This is a genomic window from Nocardiopsis halotolerans DSM 44410 (assembly GCF_000341065.1).
GTDB lineage: Bacteria > Actinomycetota > Actinomycetes > Streptosporangiales > Streptosporangiaceae > Nocardiopsis > Nocardiopsis halotolerans.
In genome coordinates, this window is sequence record NZ_ANAX01000110.1 from 1 (window position 1) to 17,818 (window position 17,818).

The 17,818-nt window shown below is 71.1% G+C and carries 11 protein-coding genes; 2 read left to right on the forward strand and 9 right to left on the reverse strand.

From position 1 onward, the window contains the following. The first annotated feature begins 217 nt into the window (after window positions 1–217). The gene (locus D455_RS0108750) at window positions 218–1,024 is read left to right on the forward strand and encodes a hypothetical protein (RefSeq protein WP_017570360.1); all 807 of its coding nucleotides are present in this window, start codon (window positions 218–220) and stop codon (window positions 1,022–1,024) included. A gap of 262 nt (window positions 1,025–1,286) precedes the next feature. Further along, the gene (locus D455_RS0108755; protein WP_017570361.1) at window positions 1,287–1,889 is read left to right on the forward strand and encodes a DUF4352 domain-containing protein; all 603 of its coding nucleotides are present in this window, start codon (window positions 1,287–1,289) and stop codon (window positions 1,887–1,889) included. 120 nt (window positions 1,890–2,009) lie between these two features. On the opposite strand, the gene D455_RS0108760 is transcribed toward D455_RS0108755, so the two are convergent. The 9 genes from D455_RS0108760 to D455_RS0108800 all read right to left on the reverse strand — a co-directional run. After that, window positions 2,010–3,503 carry a hypothetical protein gene (locus D455_RS0108760; protein WP_017570362.1) on the reverse strand — a complete coding sequence of 498 codons (1,494 nt, stop codon included), beginning with the start codon at window positions 3,501–3,503 and terminating at the stop codon, window positions 2,010–2,012. A gap of 1 nt (window position 3,504) precedes the next feature. Then, window positions 3,505–4,554, reverse strand: coding sequence for a hypothetical protein (locus D455_RS0108765; RefSeq protein WP_152487032.1), 1,050 nt, complete (start codon window positions 4,552–4,554; stop codon window positions 3,505–3,507). Between the two features lie 65 nt (window positions 4,555–4,619). Beyond that, complete coding sequence (locus D455_RS0108770) at window positions 4,620–5,735, reverse strand: protein kinase domain-containing protein (RefSeq protein WP_026122453.1); 1,116 nt, start codon at window positions 5,733–5,735, stop codon at window positions 4,620–4,622. Further along, window positions 5,732–8,101, reverse strand: coding sequence for a hypothetical protein (locus tag D455_RS0108775; RefSeq protein WP_017570363.1), 2,370 nt, complete (start codon window positions 8,099–8,101; stop codon window positions 5,732–5,734). The genes D455_RS0108770 and D455_RS0108775 overlap by 4 nt, the downstream gene beginning before the upstream one ends. Beyond that, window positions 8,098–11,268 (reverse strand): tubulin-like doman-containing protein, encoded by a 3,171-nt coding sequence (locus tag D455_RS35865; protein ID WP_017570364.1) that lies wholly within the window; start codon window positions 11,266–11,268, stop codon window positions 8,098–8,100. The genes D455_RS0108775 and D455_RS35865 overlap by 4 nt, the downstream gene beginning before the upstream one ends. Window positions 11,269–11,330: 62 nt before the next feature. Continuing rightward, complete coding sequence (locus D455_RS29750) at window positions 11,331–13,646, reverse strand: vWA domain-containing protein (protein ID WP_017570365.1); 2,316 nt, start codon at window positions 13,644–13,646, stop codon at window positions 11,331–11,333. 395 nt (window positions 13,647–14,041) lie between these two features. Further along, on the reverse strand, window positions 14,042–15,022 hold the full coding sequence (locus tag D455_RS0108790; protein ID WP_017570366.1) for a hypothetical protein: 981 nt from the start codon (window positions 15,020–15,022) through the stop codon (window positions 14,042–14,044). A 3-nt stretch (window positions 15,023–15,025) separates the two neighbouring features. Then, window positions 15,026–15,484 carry a hypothetical protein gene (locus D455_RS0108795; RefSeq protein ID WP_017570367.1) on the reverse strand — a complete coding sequence of 153 codons (459 nt, stop codon included), beginning with the start codon at window positions 15,482–15,484 and terminating at the stop codon, window positions 15,026–15,028. Between the two features lie 150 nt (window positions 15,485–15,634). After that, on the reverse strand, window positions 15,635–17,818 hold a 2,184-nt coding region (locus tag D455_RS0108800; protein ID WP_206539255.1), incomplete at its 5' end, for an ATP-binding protein.

Consider the following 17,818-nt stretch of genomic DNA (forward strand, 5'->3'; position numbering starts at 1 on the left):
ACCACTGAAGACATCGGACTCACTCATCTAGCGTCCGGGAGGCGCCCGTTCCCGGGCGGCCGCGCGCCAGCGACCGCCCGGGACCTTCGCGCGTCCCGCGCCGAGGGCGTGGAGCCGGGCGCCGCCGTACCAAGGGCCGAGGTATGACCGATGCGTGAACGGTCGCTCCTGGCACACACTCACGGGGCAGTGCGACCACACAGTGAGAGGAACGACCGTGAGCGACCCGCGACCGCGCGTCCACGACATCATGGCCTGCGACGTCTACTGGGACTTCGAGGGCACCCCGCTGCCCAGGGAGCAGCACAAGTTCCTGGTCTCCTTCCACCCCACCCCCGGGGCGCCGACCCCCGAACTCGTCGAGTCGATCACCGCCCGTGGCCCGGGCGGGTACGAGGTGGAGTTCACCAACCAGCTCTTCACGCCCGCCAACACCGACGGCTACATCTACGACCGCACCCTCGACCACTACTGGTACATGGTCAACCTGCCCACGGGATTCCTTCCCGAGGGGGAGTACACGATCGAGGTGCGCGGTACCGACGGAAGCGTGCAGACGCGGTCGCGCCACCAGGACGGCGGCGCGTCCCGTCGGTTGGTCGAGCACTACACCTCCCACCGGGACACGTTGCTGGCCTCCTTCACCCCGTCCGGCGGGCGGGAACTCACCGACGTCCCCGAGGTGGGTGAGCTGCGCTGCTCCTGGCAGACCCTGGACCGGACCGGGGGACCGGACGCCTACTACATCCACCGGCTGTCCAGGGGGTCCTCCGCCAGGGAGTTCGACACCCAGAACCTGACCTGGTGGGACAACATCTTCGTCCAGCGCATGCGCGGCCTCGCCGACGCCGGGCTCAACCGGAGCGAGGTGCAGGTCGGAGCCGGGTTGGAGGCCGACACCGCCTACGCCTACTTCGTCGAGATCACCGACGCCAACGCCCAGGGCGAGACCAACGTCTGCGTCTTTCAGCCGCACCAGGTGTTCCGGACCCCAGCGACCAGGGGTGCCACCGTGGGAACCTGAGCCCCGCCGGGCTTCTGGAATCTGTGTGAACCGGTGCTGATGTAGAGAAAAACTGAATCCTGTGTATGTGGTTGGCTATGTTCACGATCTATGTAGTACTGTGTGAACACAGCCAAGAGTTCTGGGGGCTCGGAGGAGAGCGGGAGTCGTGTACACGCCGCTTCCGCTTCCTCCGCGCTCACCGTGCGGCCCCGCCCGGTGGGCGGCGCACCTCCCGGCAGCATCCGTGCTGCCCCCCTGCACACACAGACCGGAGCACACCATGACCCAGCCCCAGCCGCCCTACGGCCAGCCCATGCCGCCCCACCAGGGCATGTCCACCGGGAAGAAGATCGGCCTCGGCTGCGGTGGATGCCTCGGAGTCCTCCTCGTCCTGCTCCTGCTCGGCGGGTGCATGGCCGCACTGTCCGGAGACGACTCCGCCGGCGGTGCCCAGGAGTCCGCCGCGACACAGGAGGAGACGACCCCGGAGACCAGCGAGGACACGCCCGCGGAGGAGGAGCCCGCGGAGGAGGTCGTCGAGGAGGAGTCGGACGTCGTCGTGACGGCCGAGGCCGTGGAGTTCACGCCCAGCATCCTCTACGACGGCGGCGAGTTCACCAGTGTGTACGTCACTGTCGAGAACAACGGTGACGAGAACGTCGACGTCAACCCGCTGTACTTCGCGATCGTCGCCGACGACGGCACCAAGTACGACACCTCGGGCGGCCTGGGCGAGGCCGAGGACCAGATCGACACGATGACGCTGAGCCCCGGTCAGCGGGCCGAGGGCGTCGTCACCGCCGAAGGGGCGTTCACCCCCGCCAGCGTGGAGTTCGGCGGACCTCTCGGCCTGGGCGAGCCCCACGTCGCCGAGGTCCGGTAGCGGGCGACTCGGACGGGAGTCGCCACCCAGCGGGCCGCTGGTCGGAGAAGAGTGGAACCGACCGGCGGGCCGCGCCCGTCGTCCGGCCCCGCCCGGGCCGCCTCCGGAGACGGACACGGTTCAGTTCGTCAGGTTCACCACGAGGAGGACCACGAGGAGCAGCAGAATCAGGACCACCAGGAAGAAGAGAACCGTCTCCGGGGTCGGTCCCGTCCCTCTGGAGTGTCCCCGGACCACGAGGTGCTGCGGGAAGTGGTGGTACTGGCGGACGAGTTCGGTGGCGATGGCGGCCCACCGGTTCGCGTCGCGCGCACCCCTGAGTTCGTCCAACAGACCCGGGACCCGCGTTTCGACGGGAGGGAGCTGGGCGGGAGGCGGTCCGGGGACGTCCTGAGGCGGGACGTACCCGCCCGGGTGCGGTGGCTCGGGACCCCGCCGGGGGTTCCAGACCGGCGCGCGGTACCGGTCGCTCGCCTCCGAAGGCCGGTTCTCCGGGTTCTGGTGGTGTCCAACGGTGTCCGGACGGTGTGAGGTCCCGTCCCCGCCATCCGTCCTGCTCCCGGCCGTGTCGGGCCGGGTGCCTTCGTGCGCGGCCCCCCGGGCCCCGGTCGGCTGGGGCTCGGTCGTCGGGGGCGCGGGCGTGCGGGTGGTGACGGTCGGCCGGGCGAGGAGGGACAGGTACTCCAGGATCTGGTGGTGATCGTCGCCGACCCGGTCGAGCTCCCGCCCCAGATCGGTGAGCGTCCCGTCCACGGTGCCCAACCGCGTGACGAGCCACCGAGCGATCTCGTGGTGTGAGGTGTCCCGCTCGGGCGCCAGGACGTCCACGAAGGCCCCGGGGTCGCTCCGCTCCGGCGGGGGAGGAGGGCGGAAGGCGATTCTCGGCCGTTCCTGGACCGCGCCCCTCCTCACGGGCCAGGGGTCGTAGGTGGAGAACGACCACTCGGTCTCCGCGTACCGAGGGCGCCTCTCGGTTCCGACGACGTCGCGCGTGGTGCGGTACAGGCCCCACAGCAGCAGGAGCCGCTCCCGCTCACCGAGCGAGGAGCCGCCCCCGGCCGTTACCAGGACGTCGAGCGGATCCGTCCGACGGAACAGTGCCGCCGCGACCAGGTTGACCAGCCCCGGCTGAGCGGACGCCTCCACGTCCAGCCGCCGCGCGTACTCCTCGGCCCCGGACAGGGCGAAGGACGGGACGGTGTTCCATCCGGGAGGGATCCTCCCCGGCTCCTCCAAGCGGTCCAGGACCTCCGGCCACCCGTCCAGGGCGACCATGAGCGCGCTGGGCACGTTCAGCCGGGCGCCGACCAGGGCCTGCGCCCTGTCGCCGCGGCCGTCCAGCCGGTTCTCCTCGGGTGAACGGCGCAACAGCGCTCCCTGGCCGTCCCCGAACCTCCGGTACCAGTAGCTGGGGCCGGTCTCGCCGGAGGCGAACTCCGGAGAGGCCACCCTGGCGAGCCGGTTCCTCCAGGTGGACACCTGGGCGTAGTCCTCCTGGGAGAAGGAGGTCCCGGCGGGGCCCAGCCCCGGGCCCACCAGGCCGCTGTCCTGCACACCGAGGGAGATGCAGTGCAGCGTCTCGGAGGGGCCGTGGTCCTCTGTGGATTCCACCATGTCAGCGACCCACCTTCCGGGCCTCGGCGGTCCTCAGCACCCCGGTCGCGGCCATGAGGGTGAGGAAGGGCTGGAGGGCGCGCTGGGGACGTACCGGACGCGCGTACCTTCTGCCGCCGGGCTGGGGGGACCCGCCCGTGGCGGAGGCCACGTGGATGGCCGCCCTGCCGAACTCGAACCAGGGCCGCAGGTAGTTCCCGCCCTTGTCGTGCTCGCTGATGAAGGCGTAGAGATCGCGGGTCTCCTCCTCGATCCGGCCGGCGTCCAGAGCGGGCACGCCGTCGCGCAGCCACCGGTCCACCGGGTACTCGAACCGGTACAGATCCGCCTTGCCCATGACCAGGACCGCCGCCTTGTCCTGTTTGTCCTCCACCATGTCCAGCACGGTGGCGAACGTGTTGTCGGGGCGGCCGTCCTCCATGTCCTCGGGGGAGAAGACGAAGAGGAACCCGTCCACCGTGTCCAGGAAGGCCTGTTCGGCGGCCGTGCCCGTGGTTCCCAGGACCTCCCCGGCGACGTCGAAGAAGGCCACGGCCCTGGGCGGGGTGGAGGGGGAGTCCAGGTCACTGATCATCAGACCGACCTCGAACTCCCACACGTCCTGACCGGTGCGGTCGAGCATCTGGTCCCGGTCCAGCAGGGGGCGCACCTTGGTGTTGGTGAACTCCTCGTATCCGTGGACGTCCAGGGGCGACACGGACAGGCCGTACCGCTCCAGGCCCTGGTTCTGGATGGAACCGATCATCGCCGCGAGCATGTGCGTCTTGCCCGCACGGAAGTTCCCGATCAGGGCGATCACCACCGGATCGCTCTCCGCGCTGACGTACTGGTAGGGGAGGTGGTGCTCGGGGAACTCGTCCGCCTGGTTCGGGCAGCGCACCTGGGCGTGGCGCAGGAGTCTGCGCCGCTGCTCCGGGGTCGCACCGGGCGGGATGTCCAGGCTCCGGTACCCGCCGTCCTCCCACAGCCACAGCTCGTCGTGGTCCACGACGACCCGGCTCAGGCACATCGGACAGCGCACCCCCGGGGACGTCGTGTCGGATTCGCTCATCACACAGGCCTGCCTCTCGATCGGGGTACGGAGGATGGAGACGGCGCCGGACACGCGGCCCGCCGTCAACCGAAGTAGGCGAACAGGGTCACGGCGGCACCCACCAGGACCAGGAGAAGCAGCGCCAGCTTTCCCAGGTGGTCCGGGCGTCGGGCTTCCGGGGGCCGTACGTCACCCCCGGTACGCGGGGCCCCGGACCCCGCCGGGGCCGGTTCCTCCTCCCGGAGAGGCGTGGAGGGCGCCTCCGCGGGTTCGGACGGGGAGAAGCCCGCGGCGATCCTCTTACGGTCGCGGCTCTCCTCGAAGCGCGCATGGCCCGGCCGGAGACGGGTGTCGATCCCGCGCCGGTAGGGGACCGCGCCTCCGGAGAACCGGGAGAGCAGTTCGTCGACGTCGGGACGGTCGCGCGCCGTCCTGGCGAAGACCCCCTTCAGTTCGACGGCCAGACCGGGGAAGTCCTCCACCGGTAGCAGGCCCCCGCTCTCGACGTCGTGTCCGCTCAGGACCTGGAACAGGACCAGGCCCGCGGACCAGAGGTCGTCACGGGGGTCGCAGACCCCCGTGCCCTTCCGCTGCTCGTGGGAGGTCCAGGGTTCGGTGCCCACGGCCGTGCGGGGTGTACCCGCCACGGTGGCGTGGGCGAAGCCGCACAGTTGCACACTCCTGCGAGCGGTGTCCCACCGCACCGTGCGGGGGCGGATGTCCCGGTGGACCACCTCGCAGGACCGCAGCCAGCTCAGCGCGCGGAGCAGCCCCTCCCGGAAGGCGTGCTGCTCCTCGTCGAAGAGCTGCCGCCGTCGGGCCAGCAGGTCCATGGACTCACCGCGGTAGGGCTCCAGCAGGGCGAAGGGCTCGGTGGGATCGTCGTGGTAACCGACCAGCCCGCCCAGTTCCGGGGGAGGGGAACCGTTGGCGATCCTGGCCACCCGGACACCGGCCAGGATCTCGTTGTCCAGGGCGGCGAAGGCCCTCACCCGTTCCCGGGGCCGCTCCCGTCCCGAGGCGTCCACACGGACACGAAGCAGCTCCCGACCGCTGATCTCGTCCCTGACGAGGTCGTACTCCAGCAGGGGATGGGAGGGTACGTCCGGGGCGACGGGCCCGACACGGAGCAGTCGGCACGGCACCTCCTCCCGGTGCGGGGTCGTGTAGACGCCGTCACGCGAACCGTTCTCGCTCAACGAAGGTAGTCCTCCTCGAACGGGGAGGAGACGGAGCGGCCGTCCCCGGCGCCCGTTTCCTCCGCCGCCGTGTTCCTTTCGTGTTCCTCGGGGGACTCGGCCTCCGCCCGGGTACGGGGCGCGGCCGGGACGAACCACTGGGTCCTCACCACGCCTGGTCGCAGAGGAACCAGGCGCATGATCCCCGCGAGCCGCCCGCCGTGCGTCCACACGGTCGTCTGGGCGGCCTCGAACGCGCGGTCTCCGTCGTGGCTCAGCTGTTCGCGCAGGGATTTCGGGGCGAAGCGGACGGTGCCGATCGAGGAGACCGCGTCGCCGAGCAGGCGCAGGTGCTTGGGGTCGCACAGTTGCAGCATGCGTTCACCGGGTTCCATGCGCAGGGTCCGCAGTGCCCGGTCCAGCCCCGAACCGTCGTGGACCCGTCGCGGTGTCCCGGCGTCCGTGAAGCGCGGGGGGGTGTGGGGGCCCACCCGTGCCAGGTGTGACCGGTACTCCTCCAACAGGTCGGCCGCCCTGTCCCGGGTGCCCTGGTAGGGGTCTCCGACCGGGACGCCCGACCGCAGACCCGACCACAGGGGTTCCAGGGCCGCACGGGCCAGTGCCGCCAGGTCCCCGTGCAGGACCGACTCCAGTTCGGGTGCGTGGGCGGAAGGAGGGGACGCGGGGGTGGTGGCCTCGGACAGGGCGTCGGCGACCGCGCGTGCGGCACTGGCGGCGGCGCGTGCGGCGTCGGCGAGGCGGCGCCGTTCCGTGCCGGGGTACCACTCCTCCCGTGCCACCTCGTTGACCAACGCCGTCAGGGAGGAGGCGGCGGAGTCCACCCGTTCGAGCCCGATCTCCCCCCTCCAACGACGCGCGAACGCGGACCAGGTCCGCAGGAACACGTACGTCCCCAGCGCCGCGCCCACGAGAAGGGCCGCGACCAACAGCAGCGGCTGGGGCAGCACCGTGAACAACGGGTCGGGTCGTGGTGCGCCGCCCAGCCACAGGCCGACGAAACCTCCCGCGAACGCCGCCACCGCGTGTGTGGCCAGGACGGGCAGCCCCGCCTCCGCGCCCCGGGCGCTCCGAAAACCCACGGCGAGCGCCGCGACCCAGCCCAGGGCCAGTGCTATGGCCCCGGCCAGCCCCGGCCAGCCTCCGGTCAGCGCGGGAAGGAGGGGGAGGAGGAAGGCCACGGGCAGGAGGCCGGACACCGGTCCCGGCAGAGGAAAGGGCGGAGGATCGTTCAGTGAGGAGATCAGGTGGTCGGGGGCGGCCTGACGCGCCCGGGGAACGGCGGAGGCGCTTCCCTGGGGGGAGACGCGTTCGGCGACCCGGTCCAGGTCTGCGGCGACGTGGGTGAGCGCGGTTCCCCGTTCCAGGTCCCTCTCCACCCGACGGGCCAGGGCTCCTACGGCCTCGTCGACCTCCTCCGGACCGGGAGCGTGGCCGTCGATTCCGACACGGGCCAGTTCGGAGGCCAACTGTTCCCCGTTCAGGGAGTTCAACCGGCGGAGCAGGAACTCGACGCGGTCACGGTAGGCGGAGAGATCCGCGCTCACCTCCGCCAACCCCTCCTCGCGGACACGTGCGGGAGAGACGGAGAACACGCCTCCCCAACCGGAGATCGCGTCCAGGGCGCCCTCGGCGCCGGCCACACCGTCGCGCAGACGGCTCTCGTGCCCGGCCAGCTCACCGGAGCCGGGGTGGTTGTTCCCGGGGGCCACCCGGTGGGTGCCCTCCACCAGGTCCACCAGGAGGCCCCCGCGCGGACCGGTGCCGGGGGCGGGTGCCGCGTTCGAGGGCGCCGGTCCTCCGTTGACGGGGGCGGTGAGCCGGTACACGGCCCGGGTCAGGGCCGCGCTGACCGCTTCGTCGCCCCCTCCGGGGCCGACCCAGGACAGGCCCGGCGATGCGGCGGCCTCGGGCACCTCACGGCTGATCTCGATGACACGGTCGAAGACCTCGGCCTGGCGCAGTACCTCGACCAGGTGCTCCACCCCGGTCCGGGAGCCGTGGGCGGCGTCGGGATGGGGTCGTGGCGCCCCGGGCGGACGCAGGCCCCAGTCCACTCCGGTCTCGTCGCTGACCCACAGGGTCGCCACACCCCGTTCGGGGCCCAGCGGCCCGGGCCGTTCCAGGACACGGTGCCCGTCACCACCGTCGGAGGGCGCGCCGGACACCACACACACCAGGGACCTGACGCGTCCGCCGATGAAGACCTCCTCGTAGGCGGGACCGTGGTCGACCAGCAGGTCGGTCTCGTCCAGGATCAGGGCGCGGTCGGAGTCGGTGAGGGGCGTCCCCTCACCGAACGTTCGACGGACCCGCCGAAGGGCCTCGTCCGCGGTGGTGCCTCGTAGGTCGAGGGAGTGAACGCTCAACGGAACGGGTCACCGTCCTCGCCGTGGTGCCCGACCTCGCGCTCCAGGGCGTTGAGGTTGGAGCTCAGCGGCGCCGTCGCTCCCTGGAACTCCAGTTCCAGCGCGGCGGGCAGGGTGCGTTCCCAGAAGTCCTGGACCTGGAGCGCCCGGTTGCGTGCGGTTCCGCGCAGGCCCTCCAGCATGCGGTCCAGGCGTTCGACCTCCTTGCCGGCCAGTTGGCACAGGACCCTGTAGGCGCCGTGCGGTTCCACGGGCCTGCTCTCCAGGCCCAGGGGCAGTTCCGCCATGAGTTGGGCGCAGAACTGTCCGGTGATGCCGTCCTCGCCGTTGAAGGCCCAGCGCTCGTAGGCCTGGAGCAGGCTGCCCCACGAGGAGGTCCGGCCCAGGGGGGACAGCCTCAGCGGCATGGTGACGCCGCCGCCCAGGGTGAAGTGGACCTCCTCGGGAGAGGTGATGTCCCCGACCACGGTGGCTCGTCCGTTCCACAGGGCGTTGAGCAGCCGGTGCAGGATGTGGACGCGGTGCCGCTCGGTGGTGGCCAGGTGGCTGAAGTCGTACCCCAGCCGCTGACGCCAGAACAGGTAGTCCTGCGGCTGCTGGTTGGCCAGCGCGTCGGACCACAGGCGCATCACGTCCCGGACCTCCGGTACCTCGGTGATGCCCATGGAGCTGCGGAACAGCACCACGCTGATGCTCTCGGCGCTCACCGCACGGAACTCGTAGGTGTGACCGCCGCCGCGCGGAAGGTTCACCGCCTCCCTCAGGTACTGCTCGACACGGGGGTTGGCGGTCGGGGAGTGGTAGGTGATCAGGACCTTGAGTGGTCCGTTGCCCTGGGGCACGTAGCCGACCGGGAGCAGCCCGGCCACCTGGGCCCGGAACTGGGCCAGGTCCTCGTCCGCGACGCTGCCGTCACCCGGCTCCGCCGCCTGGGTGAGCAGGTCCGCCAGGCGGGGCAGCAGGGGTGTCCGGGCCGGCCCCGGATCCCGGAGGAAGCGCTTGATCTCCGACTTGAGGGTCTCCCTGAGGAAGCCGACCGCCTCGGCCGGGCCCCGCTCCAGGGAGATGTCGTAGGCGGCCCGCCAGCCCTGGTCCCCGATGACCGCGCGGGCCAGCTCGGCGTCGGTGGGGGAGATGTGCAGGCGCCCGGTCTCGTGCAGGGAGCGGGACAGGTGGTCCCGGACCCGGACGAAGAACGGCTCCAGGTCCCCGCCGGAGGGCGGCAGGAGATAGGAGATCCCCGTTCGGGGGCGGTAGAGCTGTTGGGAGAGCCGCTCGAAGCGGGTGCGGTCGGTGCGGGCGTGCTCGTCCAGCTGTTGGGTGAGGGCGGTGAGGTCCCTGTGCATCTGGGTCGCCGTCCGGTTCCAACGGGGCACGGTCGGGGACCAGGCGTCACTCCACACCACACGGGTCTGCCACTCGTACCACTGGTTCTGTTCCTCCCGGGCCTGCGTGGGCACCGGATCGGTGTACTTGACCTTCACCAGGCCGCCCATGCGGTCCCGCATCTTCGGTATGGGCGGGAGCGCGCCCAACCCCTCGGGCGGAGGAGGGCTGTTGCGGCGCTGCTGGAGGATACCCAGCACTCCCAGCCGCCCCACCTTGTCGCTGCCCTGGGGATCGCCCGCGACGACACGCAGGGCGTGGAAGGGGTCCACGCGGGTCAGCAGGTCGCGGACCCCCGCCCGGTGGTCGAAGTTCTGGGCCAGCTCGGGGATCTCCTGGTCGAGCCTGCCACGTAGGGCGTACAGGCTGCGTTTCATCGAGTCGCCGCGGTCGTACAGAGCGGTCGCGATCTCGTCGGCGCCCGTGACCGGCTGGGGTTCGGCGAAGTCGGTGCCCGCCTGCCCCAGGACCGGATGGATGTTGGCGGCCGAGAAGAAACCGTGGACCAGGGACGCCGTCTGCTCCGGTGTGGTGTGCAGGGGTGCCCGCATGTCCTCGACCGCCGAGCGCAGCAGCCGGGACCCGATGATGTCGGAGAGTTCGTCCACGGGAACGGTCATGGACGCGACCAGGGCGGTGGACACCCCCCGGTTGCCGATCCCCGTCTCGGCGGTGGACTCGCGGTCGGCCTGGGTGTTGATGAAGCTGTCCGCGAAGGACTGGTGGTTCTCCTGCCTGGCGGACTCGGCCTCGGCGCGCTGGTCCATGTCGGTACTGGCCAGGGAGAGCATCAGGGAGACCACGGACCGGTGCAGGTCGTCGCGGTCGACCCCGGTCGGACGGCTGAACAGGAAGGCCGTCTGCACGGTGGAGGGCGCGATCTGGAGACGTCCCTCCACCGGGTAGTAGACGGCCGTCTCGTCCCTGCGTCCGCGCCTGGGCCGGGTCTCGTCGATCAGTTCCAGGGACGCCTCACGGCCGTTCTGGTCGTCGACCAGACGGAACATGTCCAACAGCGCGCGCCCGGCGTTCAGCTTGGCGTTGCGCCCGCCGCCGAAGCCCTCGTCGAAGGCCGAGGGCATGAGGATCAGCGGGTAGATCTTCACGCGCAGACCGGAGCGCTGGAAGGTGTGGGCGATCAGGTGCAGGTAGTCGTAGAAGATCCCGGTGCCGGTTCCCCCGGCCACGGAGAAGGAGACGAAGACGTCGCATGAGCGGGGCAGCGTGCCACCCAGCGCGGCCAGGTCACCGGCCGAGGTGGCGATGCGGTTGATGGCCTCGTGGAGCGGAGCCACCGCCGAGCCCGTGCCGTTCCGGAAGGTTTCGAACAGGGCGGCCCTGCCCACCGTGGGGAACTGTCCGGCGCCCTTGTCCAGGGGTGCCACACGGGGTTCGCCGCCCGCGGGTGGGAGCCAGTGGTCCACCGTGTCGCTGGCGCTCAGCCGCAGACTGCGTGCCGCCTCGGGGTAGGTGTGGACCTCGGGTACCAGGTCGCGGACGTAGTGGGCGGTGCGCTCGGCCGCCGGGAAGTGGCGCCGGCCCGGCACCACCCGCTCGGGCAGGCCGTCCAGTTCACCGCGGTTGACGTCGGCGTAGACGAACTGCACGCAGGACGGAAGTTGGTAGGGAAGGAGGTCCGCGCCGGGACGCAGCTGCTGGAACTCCGTCCCGTCGGGTCCGCAGAGCTCCTCGCGCATACGACGTTCGAGTTCGGAGCCGATCCGACAGCCGGTGCCACCGAGGCCGACGTAGAGCAGCGGCTGGTAGAGCTTCATCGTCATCAGGTGTGAGGGGCCCTTCAGGCTGTGCGTTCTTCTTCGGGTGGGGGAGAGGGGAGAGGCGGTCAGTCGATCCGGATTCCGGAATGCGGGGGGTTCTCGTCGCGTGTCTCCCGGCCGGGTGTCGCCCGCGCCGGATCGGGGACGCGGCGCGCGGCCGTACGCGCGCTCCGTTCGTCACCGAAGCTGACGGTCAGATCGCCTGCCAGGGGAGCGCTGTGCTCGCCGAGGCGCAGGGTCTGGACAGGGTCTCGGGGAGTGCGCAGGCGTACACCTCCGGAGGGACCACGCGAGGCCCGGTGGACGCCACCCGCGTCGGACGCCCTGGCGTGTTCCAGACGTGGGGCGGGGCCCTGGGCGTCCCGCACGGTGAAAGCGAAGGAGGTGCTCCACCGGCTCGGTGCGCGCAGTCCCGGTGAGAGGGTGTTCCCGTCCCGGTGGAGTGTGACGACCAGTCCCCGGACGTCGCGGGCGGCCCGTCTGCTCCGCCACAGCAGCCACGCGTAGAACGTCGCGGCGGCCGCCGCCAGGAGCAGCGCGCTCCAGGCCCACCAGTACCGTTCGAGGATCCCCGGGGGAGTGCGCACGGTCACCGTGAGCGGCGCGGAGGTGTTCAGGACGGTGCCCCCGGCGTTCGCGGCCTGGACGTGCAGGACCGCGCGGCCCAGTGTGGAGTCCTCGTCGAAGCGCACCGTGAAGTCGGTCCGACCGCTGCCGGGGCCGAAGGCGGTGGTGTCCTGCTCGATGGTGGCCAGGACGCCCTCGGGCGCCTGGAGCAGGAGCCGCACGTGTTCCTCCTCGGCGCCCTGGTTGTCGACGCTGAGGGTGCCCCCGACCTCGCTTCCGGCCCAGACCTCCCCGGGCGGGTCCTCGAAACGGACGCTGGGCTGGAGGGCGGCCCCGCCCGGATCGACGGTGTAGGGCAGTTCGCGCACGTCGTCGGGGACACCGGGGCCCTGGACCCGGCTGGTGAAGAGCAGGGTGTCCACGCCGGCGGGAACGGTGACCGTGCCCGCGTACTGGCCGTCCTGGGCGGTGATGTCGGGATCGCCGCCGTCGTCGGCCAGGGCGACCGGCTCCGCGTCCGCGGAGCCGTCCGCGGGGGCGGCCTCGGCCGAGAAGTCGAGTTCGGCGAGCGCCTCGGGGTCGGTGATCGGACCCCGGTGGGTGCGGATGTCCACACGGACCACCAGTTCCTCCCCGGAGTGGTCGGCGGGTTCGACGGTGAGGAAGGTGTTGACGCGCCCCTGCCACTGGACGGTGGCCGTCACCAGTTCCTCGGGGGTCCCGTCGGGTGAGGTGAGCCGTACCCGCCAGGTTCCCGGCAGGGGGCCGACCATGTGGAGTACCTCCACCGGGCCGTTCGCGCCGCTGAGGGTGGTCCGGGAGCCCTTGTGCTCCCCGCTGTCGGGGTCGACCGGATCGCCCTCCGGGTCGACGTACTCGACGCTGATGGCGGGGTTGTTCTTGGTGACCACGATCGCGCCGTCGGTGACGATGGGAGGGATCGTGGTGGACAACGTGGTCTCGCCGCCGCCGGACAGGGTGTCGCTGTCCGGTTCGCCCGCCACCGAACAGGAGGCGGCGGCCAGGGCCTCACGCAGGGAGCGCACCACGTCGGCGGAGTCCCCGACCACGCGTGCGGTGGGTGTGGCCACCTCCAGGTCGTTGCACGTCTCCTGTGATCCGCCCGCGGCGAACGCGTCGAGCTGGTCGCGGTCGATGGCGTCCCCGAATCCCAGCGGCCAGATCCGTACGTCGTTCTCGCGTGAGGTCGCCAGGTGCTCCTCGATCCTGGCCGTCGCGTTGGCGTCGCGGTCCTCGGGGCGCGCGCCCCAGTGGGGACTGTCGCGTACGTCGAGTGCGCCGTCGGTGAGCAGGAAGACGAGTCCGACCGCGCCCTCCGGGGCCCGCGAGTCCTCCAGGTAGTGCAGAGCCGAGCCCAGGGCGGCGGCGTGGTCGGTGTCGTTGCCCTCGGAGTCGTCCCGTCGCCTGAGCCCGGAGACACAGTCGGCCAGGTACTGGCGCCCCGACCCCTCGTCCAGCAGGGTGGGACGGCACACTTCGCGGGCGGCGATCTGGCCCGGTCTCCCGTTGTTGCTGCCGAAACCGACCACCGTGACCCGCGAACCCGGGTTCAGCACGCTCTGCGCGATGGTGGAGGCGGCCCTGGTCTCCTCCTCGATGTCGGCCTCGCTCAGGGAACCGGACTCGTCCACCAGGATCACGATGTCGAGCGGGGTGGCCTGTCCGGGATCGTCCGTGGACCGTGGCGGGGGCGCCGCGGCGGAGGCGGGGACCGGTTGGGGGAGGAGGAAGAGGAGAGCGGCGGCGAGGGCCGCTCGTTTCCAGGTCGTCGTCGCACACGGGGTCAGTGCCACGCCACCCGTCCCTTCGTTGTCATGTTGTTTTCGGAAAGCTGAGTACGAGTGTGCTGGCGTGAACAATCGGATCATTGTCCGAAAAGCGAGCGGAGGCTTTACCTTACTGCTTTCCGTGGGGGGCTTCAACGGATTCTTGGGAGGTCTGGCGCTCCTGGCCATGGGGGACGAGTCGCTGGCCCCAGCGGTCCTCGGGTTTTCTCTGCCCTTTGGGGCGTTTGGTCCTTATTGACCGAAGAAGTGGGAACCTCTTGTTGCTCTGCGTTCTTTGTGGTCTCTGTGGAAAGAATGTTTCTATGTGAAGTGTGGACGTTCAGAACGGCTCATGAGCGTTTTGGGAGGTTTGCTCCCGCGGTGTTGACGGTCGCGCGCTCGGGAACGGCCGTGGGCGCGTCTCAGGAGGGGACGGGTTTGCGCAGCAGATGGGTGACCTTCGCGCCGAGCTCCGGGGGGATCGCCCTTCCGTAGTCGTGGACGTGGTCGGGCCGGACGGCTCCCACGGACTCGGCCAGTTCACGGGCGTGCAGGTCGTAGCAGGACTCGACGAGGTCGGCCAGCGAGGCGATCGCCGTCCGTGCCCGCTGGTGCCCGACCGCGCCGGTCACGGCACCGGCGGCCCCGAGGAGGGCCAGCGCCCACGGGTCCCAGGGCGACTCGGGAAGCCGGGACAGGGGGCCCGCGTCCCAGTCCGTCATGACCAGGTGCAGCGCACAGGCGCCCGCCGCGAGGAGGTAGAGCGCGCCCCAGCCACCCAGGGTGCGGGCCTGAGCGAAGGAGTCCTGGGCCAGTCTGAGGTCCTCCCGGGCCCCCTCGGGCAGGATCAGCAGTAGGCGTGGCCAGGTCCAGTACACGTCCAGCCCGTGGAAGCGGCGCACACGCGACGACAGGGAGGCCATCCTGTCGGCCATCCAGGTGCGCCGGGTGGGTCGGGTGAGCGAGATGCGGTAACTCCGGTCCGGATCCTCCCCGTCGCCGTTCGCGTCCTCTCTTCGTCTCCTGGCCCTTCTCCTGGCCGCGTCCCAGCGCCGCCCGCGCCACCAGGGGTTCCAGAAGACGAGCCGGGACAGTGCGCTCTCGGCCAGCCACCAGCGTCCGCACCACCCGCCCAGTGCCTGGACGGCCAACCCCGGGGCGAGCCCCAGGACGAACACCGCCACGAGCAGGGCCACCGTGGCGGCGACGGTGGAGGTGAGGGTCTTCAACAGGGGTTGGGCGTCAGCGGCCAGCTCCGACAGGCGCGCCGGGTCGACCAGGTCCGCCGGGGTCAGCAGCGCGCACGCGGCCAACGCCCCCAGGAAGAGCACGCCGGGAAGGGCCAGGTGCGTCCACCAGTGCTCGGCGGCCTTCTTGCCGATCTCGACCAGCAGGGGGTTCACCGGTCAGGACTCCTCCAGTCGGAATTCCAGGGGTTTGCCGCCGATGGCGCAGTGGCTGCTCGCGGGACCCGTCTCCTCGGGGCCTCTGACGCGGGTACAGGGGCTGGCCAGCGGACAGGCCTCGCTGAAGGCGTCCACGGGGCCGGGGCTGACCCCGGGCAGTCCTCCCACCGGGACCTGGGGGTCGCGTCCACCGCTGGGGACCCTGGGTCCGCCCCGGAAGAAGGAGTCCTCGGGCTCCAGCCGTGCGCCCATCCTCGCCTCCAGGTCCACCAGGGCGTTGACGGAGACGCGCCCCCGCTCAGCGACCTGGGACACGAGCTCCTCCAGATCGTCCCGGAGCGTGTCGTTGGTCGCGGCCCTCTCGTAGGCGCGTCTGCGGCGGCACAGGTGTTCTGCGGCCGTGCGGTTTCCGGAGCGGGAGGCGCGGGAGGACGTGTTCCGGTGTTCTTCAGGGGTCACGTTTCCAGCTTAGGCGGAAAGAACGGAGAGAGGCGGGAGAATTCGTGCCCTGTGGATCCTGTGGCACCCGTAGGGTGTTTGTGGCTCTTGGGTGTTTTGTGGTGTTCTGGTGCATGATGTTGGTGGACTTTCCTATGGGTGGAGATATGCCTACTTCCACCGTTCCCGGGTGGCCCGTGCGTGCCGGACCTCCTCGTGGTCGGGGCCCAGAATCCTTTCCAGGGCGCTGATCAGATACGTGTAGTAGGCCTCGGCGCTCACCCTCTCGGAATCCGGGAGGCGGGAACGGTCGCGGCCAAGGAACGCCTCCTCGCTGTTACGGTGCAGGGCGATGGCGCTTCGGCGCAGCGGTCCGGTCCGCGCCAGGCCGTTCCCGGACGTCTGCCAGGCCTCCAACAGTGAGTGCACGGCGATGACCGCGGTGTTCGAGGTGGTGAAGAAGACGGGGAGGTCGTGGACGGGCGGGCGTACGTTCTCGTGGACCCAGACCGCGCCCTCGGAGCCGTCGGCGTCCTCCTCGAGCCGGATCAGCGACCGCCGCTGCATGTCGCGCAGCACGTCGCGGACGCCCTGCGTCATCCTCGACGGCCGCGGCAGCTGCTCGGCCAGGTGCTTCCTGACGGTGGGCGTGGTCAGCAGCCGCAGCGGAACCGCGGTGCGGCCGAAGAGACGGAGCATGAGGAGCAGGGACATCGACCACGAGTAGGAGACCACGCTGTTCCTGAGCAGGGCCTGGTACACCGCCTCCTCGGTCCCGCCGGAGGTGGCCCTCCTCCTCCGACGCAGGTACTCGAAGGGTGTCAACTCCTCGTTCACGATGGTGGAGGCCGCGAGCGACAGGGCGAGCGGATGGCGGTCGAAGACCTCGACCAGCTCCCGGGTCCCTCCGGGGAAGTTGAAGGCGCGCGTACCGAAGAAACGCCGGGCGAGGTAGTCGACGGCCTCATCCGTGGTGAACCCGCCCACCTCGACGACGGAGTGCCCGTGGCCGGGCGGGCCGAGGACGTACCGGTGGCGGCTGGTGACCAGGACCTGCCCGTATCCGCTCTCCAGGGGGACGAGGCCGAGCACCTCGTCGGAACGGTCCATGCCGTCGAGGACGATCAGCCACCGCCGGGGCACACTCCCCAACCAGCCGAGGAAGACCTCGGCCAGGGGATGGGGATCATGGCGGTACGTCCCGGGAAGGGCCTCGTCGCGCAGCGGGGACAGACCCCGGGGCAGGGACAGCGCGGCGTGGGCACAGGACTGTAGGAAGTTCTCGGGACGCGAGGCGTCCACCCACAGCACCAGGTCGACGTCCCCGGCCCTCACGACCCGGTCGACGTGGTCGGCGGCGATCGAGGTCTTTCCCGTTCCGCCCTCGCCCACCAGGGCCAGAACCCGTCCGCCTCCCAGCGAGTCCAGGCGGCGCCTGGGTTCCTTCCGTTGGACGAAACGCACGGGACGGGGCGCCGTCCGACCCAGCACGACCGTTCGCCGGGGCTCGCGCGCGGACACGTCCGTGGGGAGCGGCTCCACGGCGGGCGCCGCCACCCGCTCCCTTACCCACGCGGGGCTCCACAAGGCGTCGTCCCCGGTCGCGGGCTCCTCCGGTGCCGTGGCCGACCTGGCAGCCCGGGGGTCCAACAGGGCCAGGGTGTCGGGGTTGACCCAGGCGAAGGGCGTGCTCTCCGGGTCGGTGAAGCGGTCCCCGCCCGAGCCGACGAGGTAGGCGGGGAAGCGTTCGGTGGTGCCGTCCGCGTGCCTGCGCACACCGGCCGACAGCGCGGAGAGCAGCTGTGTCGTCCTCCACGCGGTGGAACGCGGCAGTACGGACACCAGGGTCTCGGCGGCACCGTCCACGAAGGCGTACAGGCCCTGCTCGTGGTCGATCGGACGCAGGAGCCCGCTGAGCAGGATCTCGGCCAGCGTTCCGGGGTCCGCGTCGCTCAGGAGCTCCTTCTGGATCAGCCGCATGACGGGCAGGGCCGGGGTGGACAGCGCGGTGTGCGCGGCCAGGACGACGGCGTCGCGGGAGGCGGCGCTCTGGAACCTGCGGACCCGCTGGCGTACCGTCAGCGGACGTTCGTAGCCGACCGGCGCGGGCTCCGAACGAGGAGCCCGCTCGCTCACGTAGGTCACCGCGGCCGGAACGGAACGCCCTCCGAAGGCCACGAGTCGGGCCCAGTCGCCGAACCAGCGCGGTGCGCAGCGCAGGACGGGCACGGGCACGCTGTTCCGTGAGGGGCGGGGGACACCGGAGTCCGAGGCCAACCTCAGCTCGGTGTTGGGCGCGCCCGACCGCCTTCCCGAGGCTCGGCAGGGCACCGTCGGAGCGGCGGTGCGCCGCCA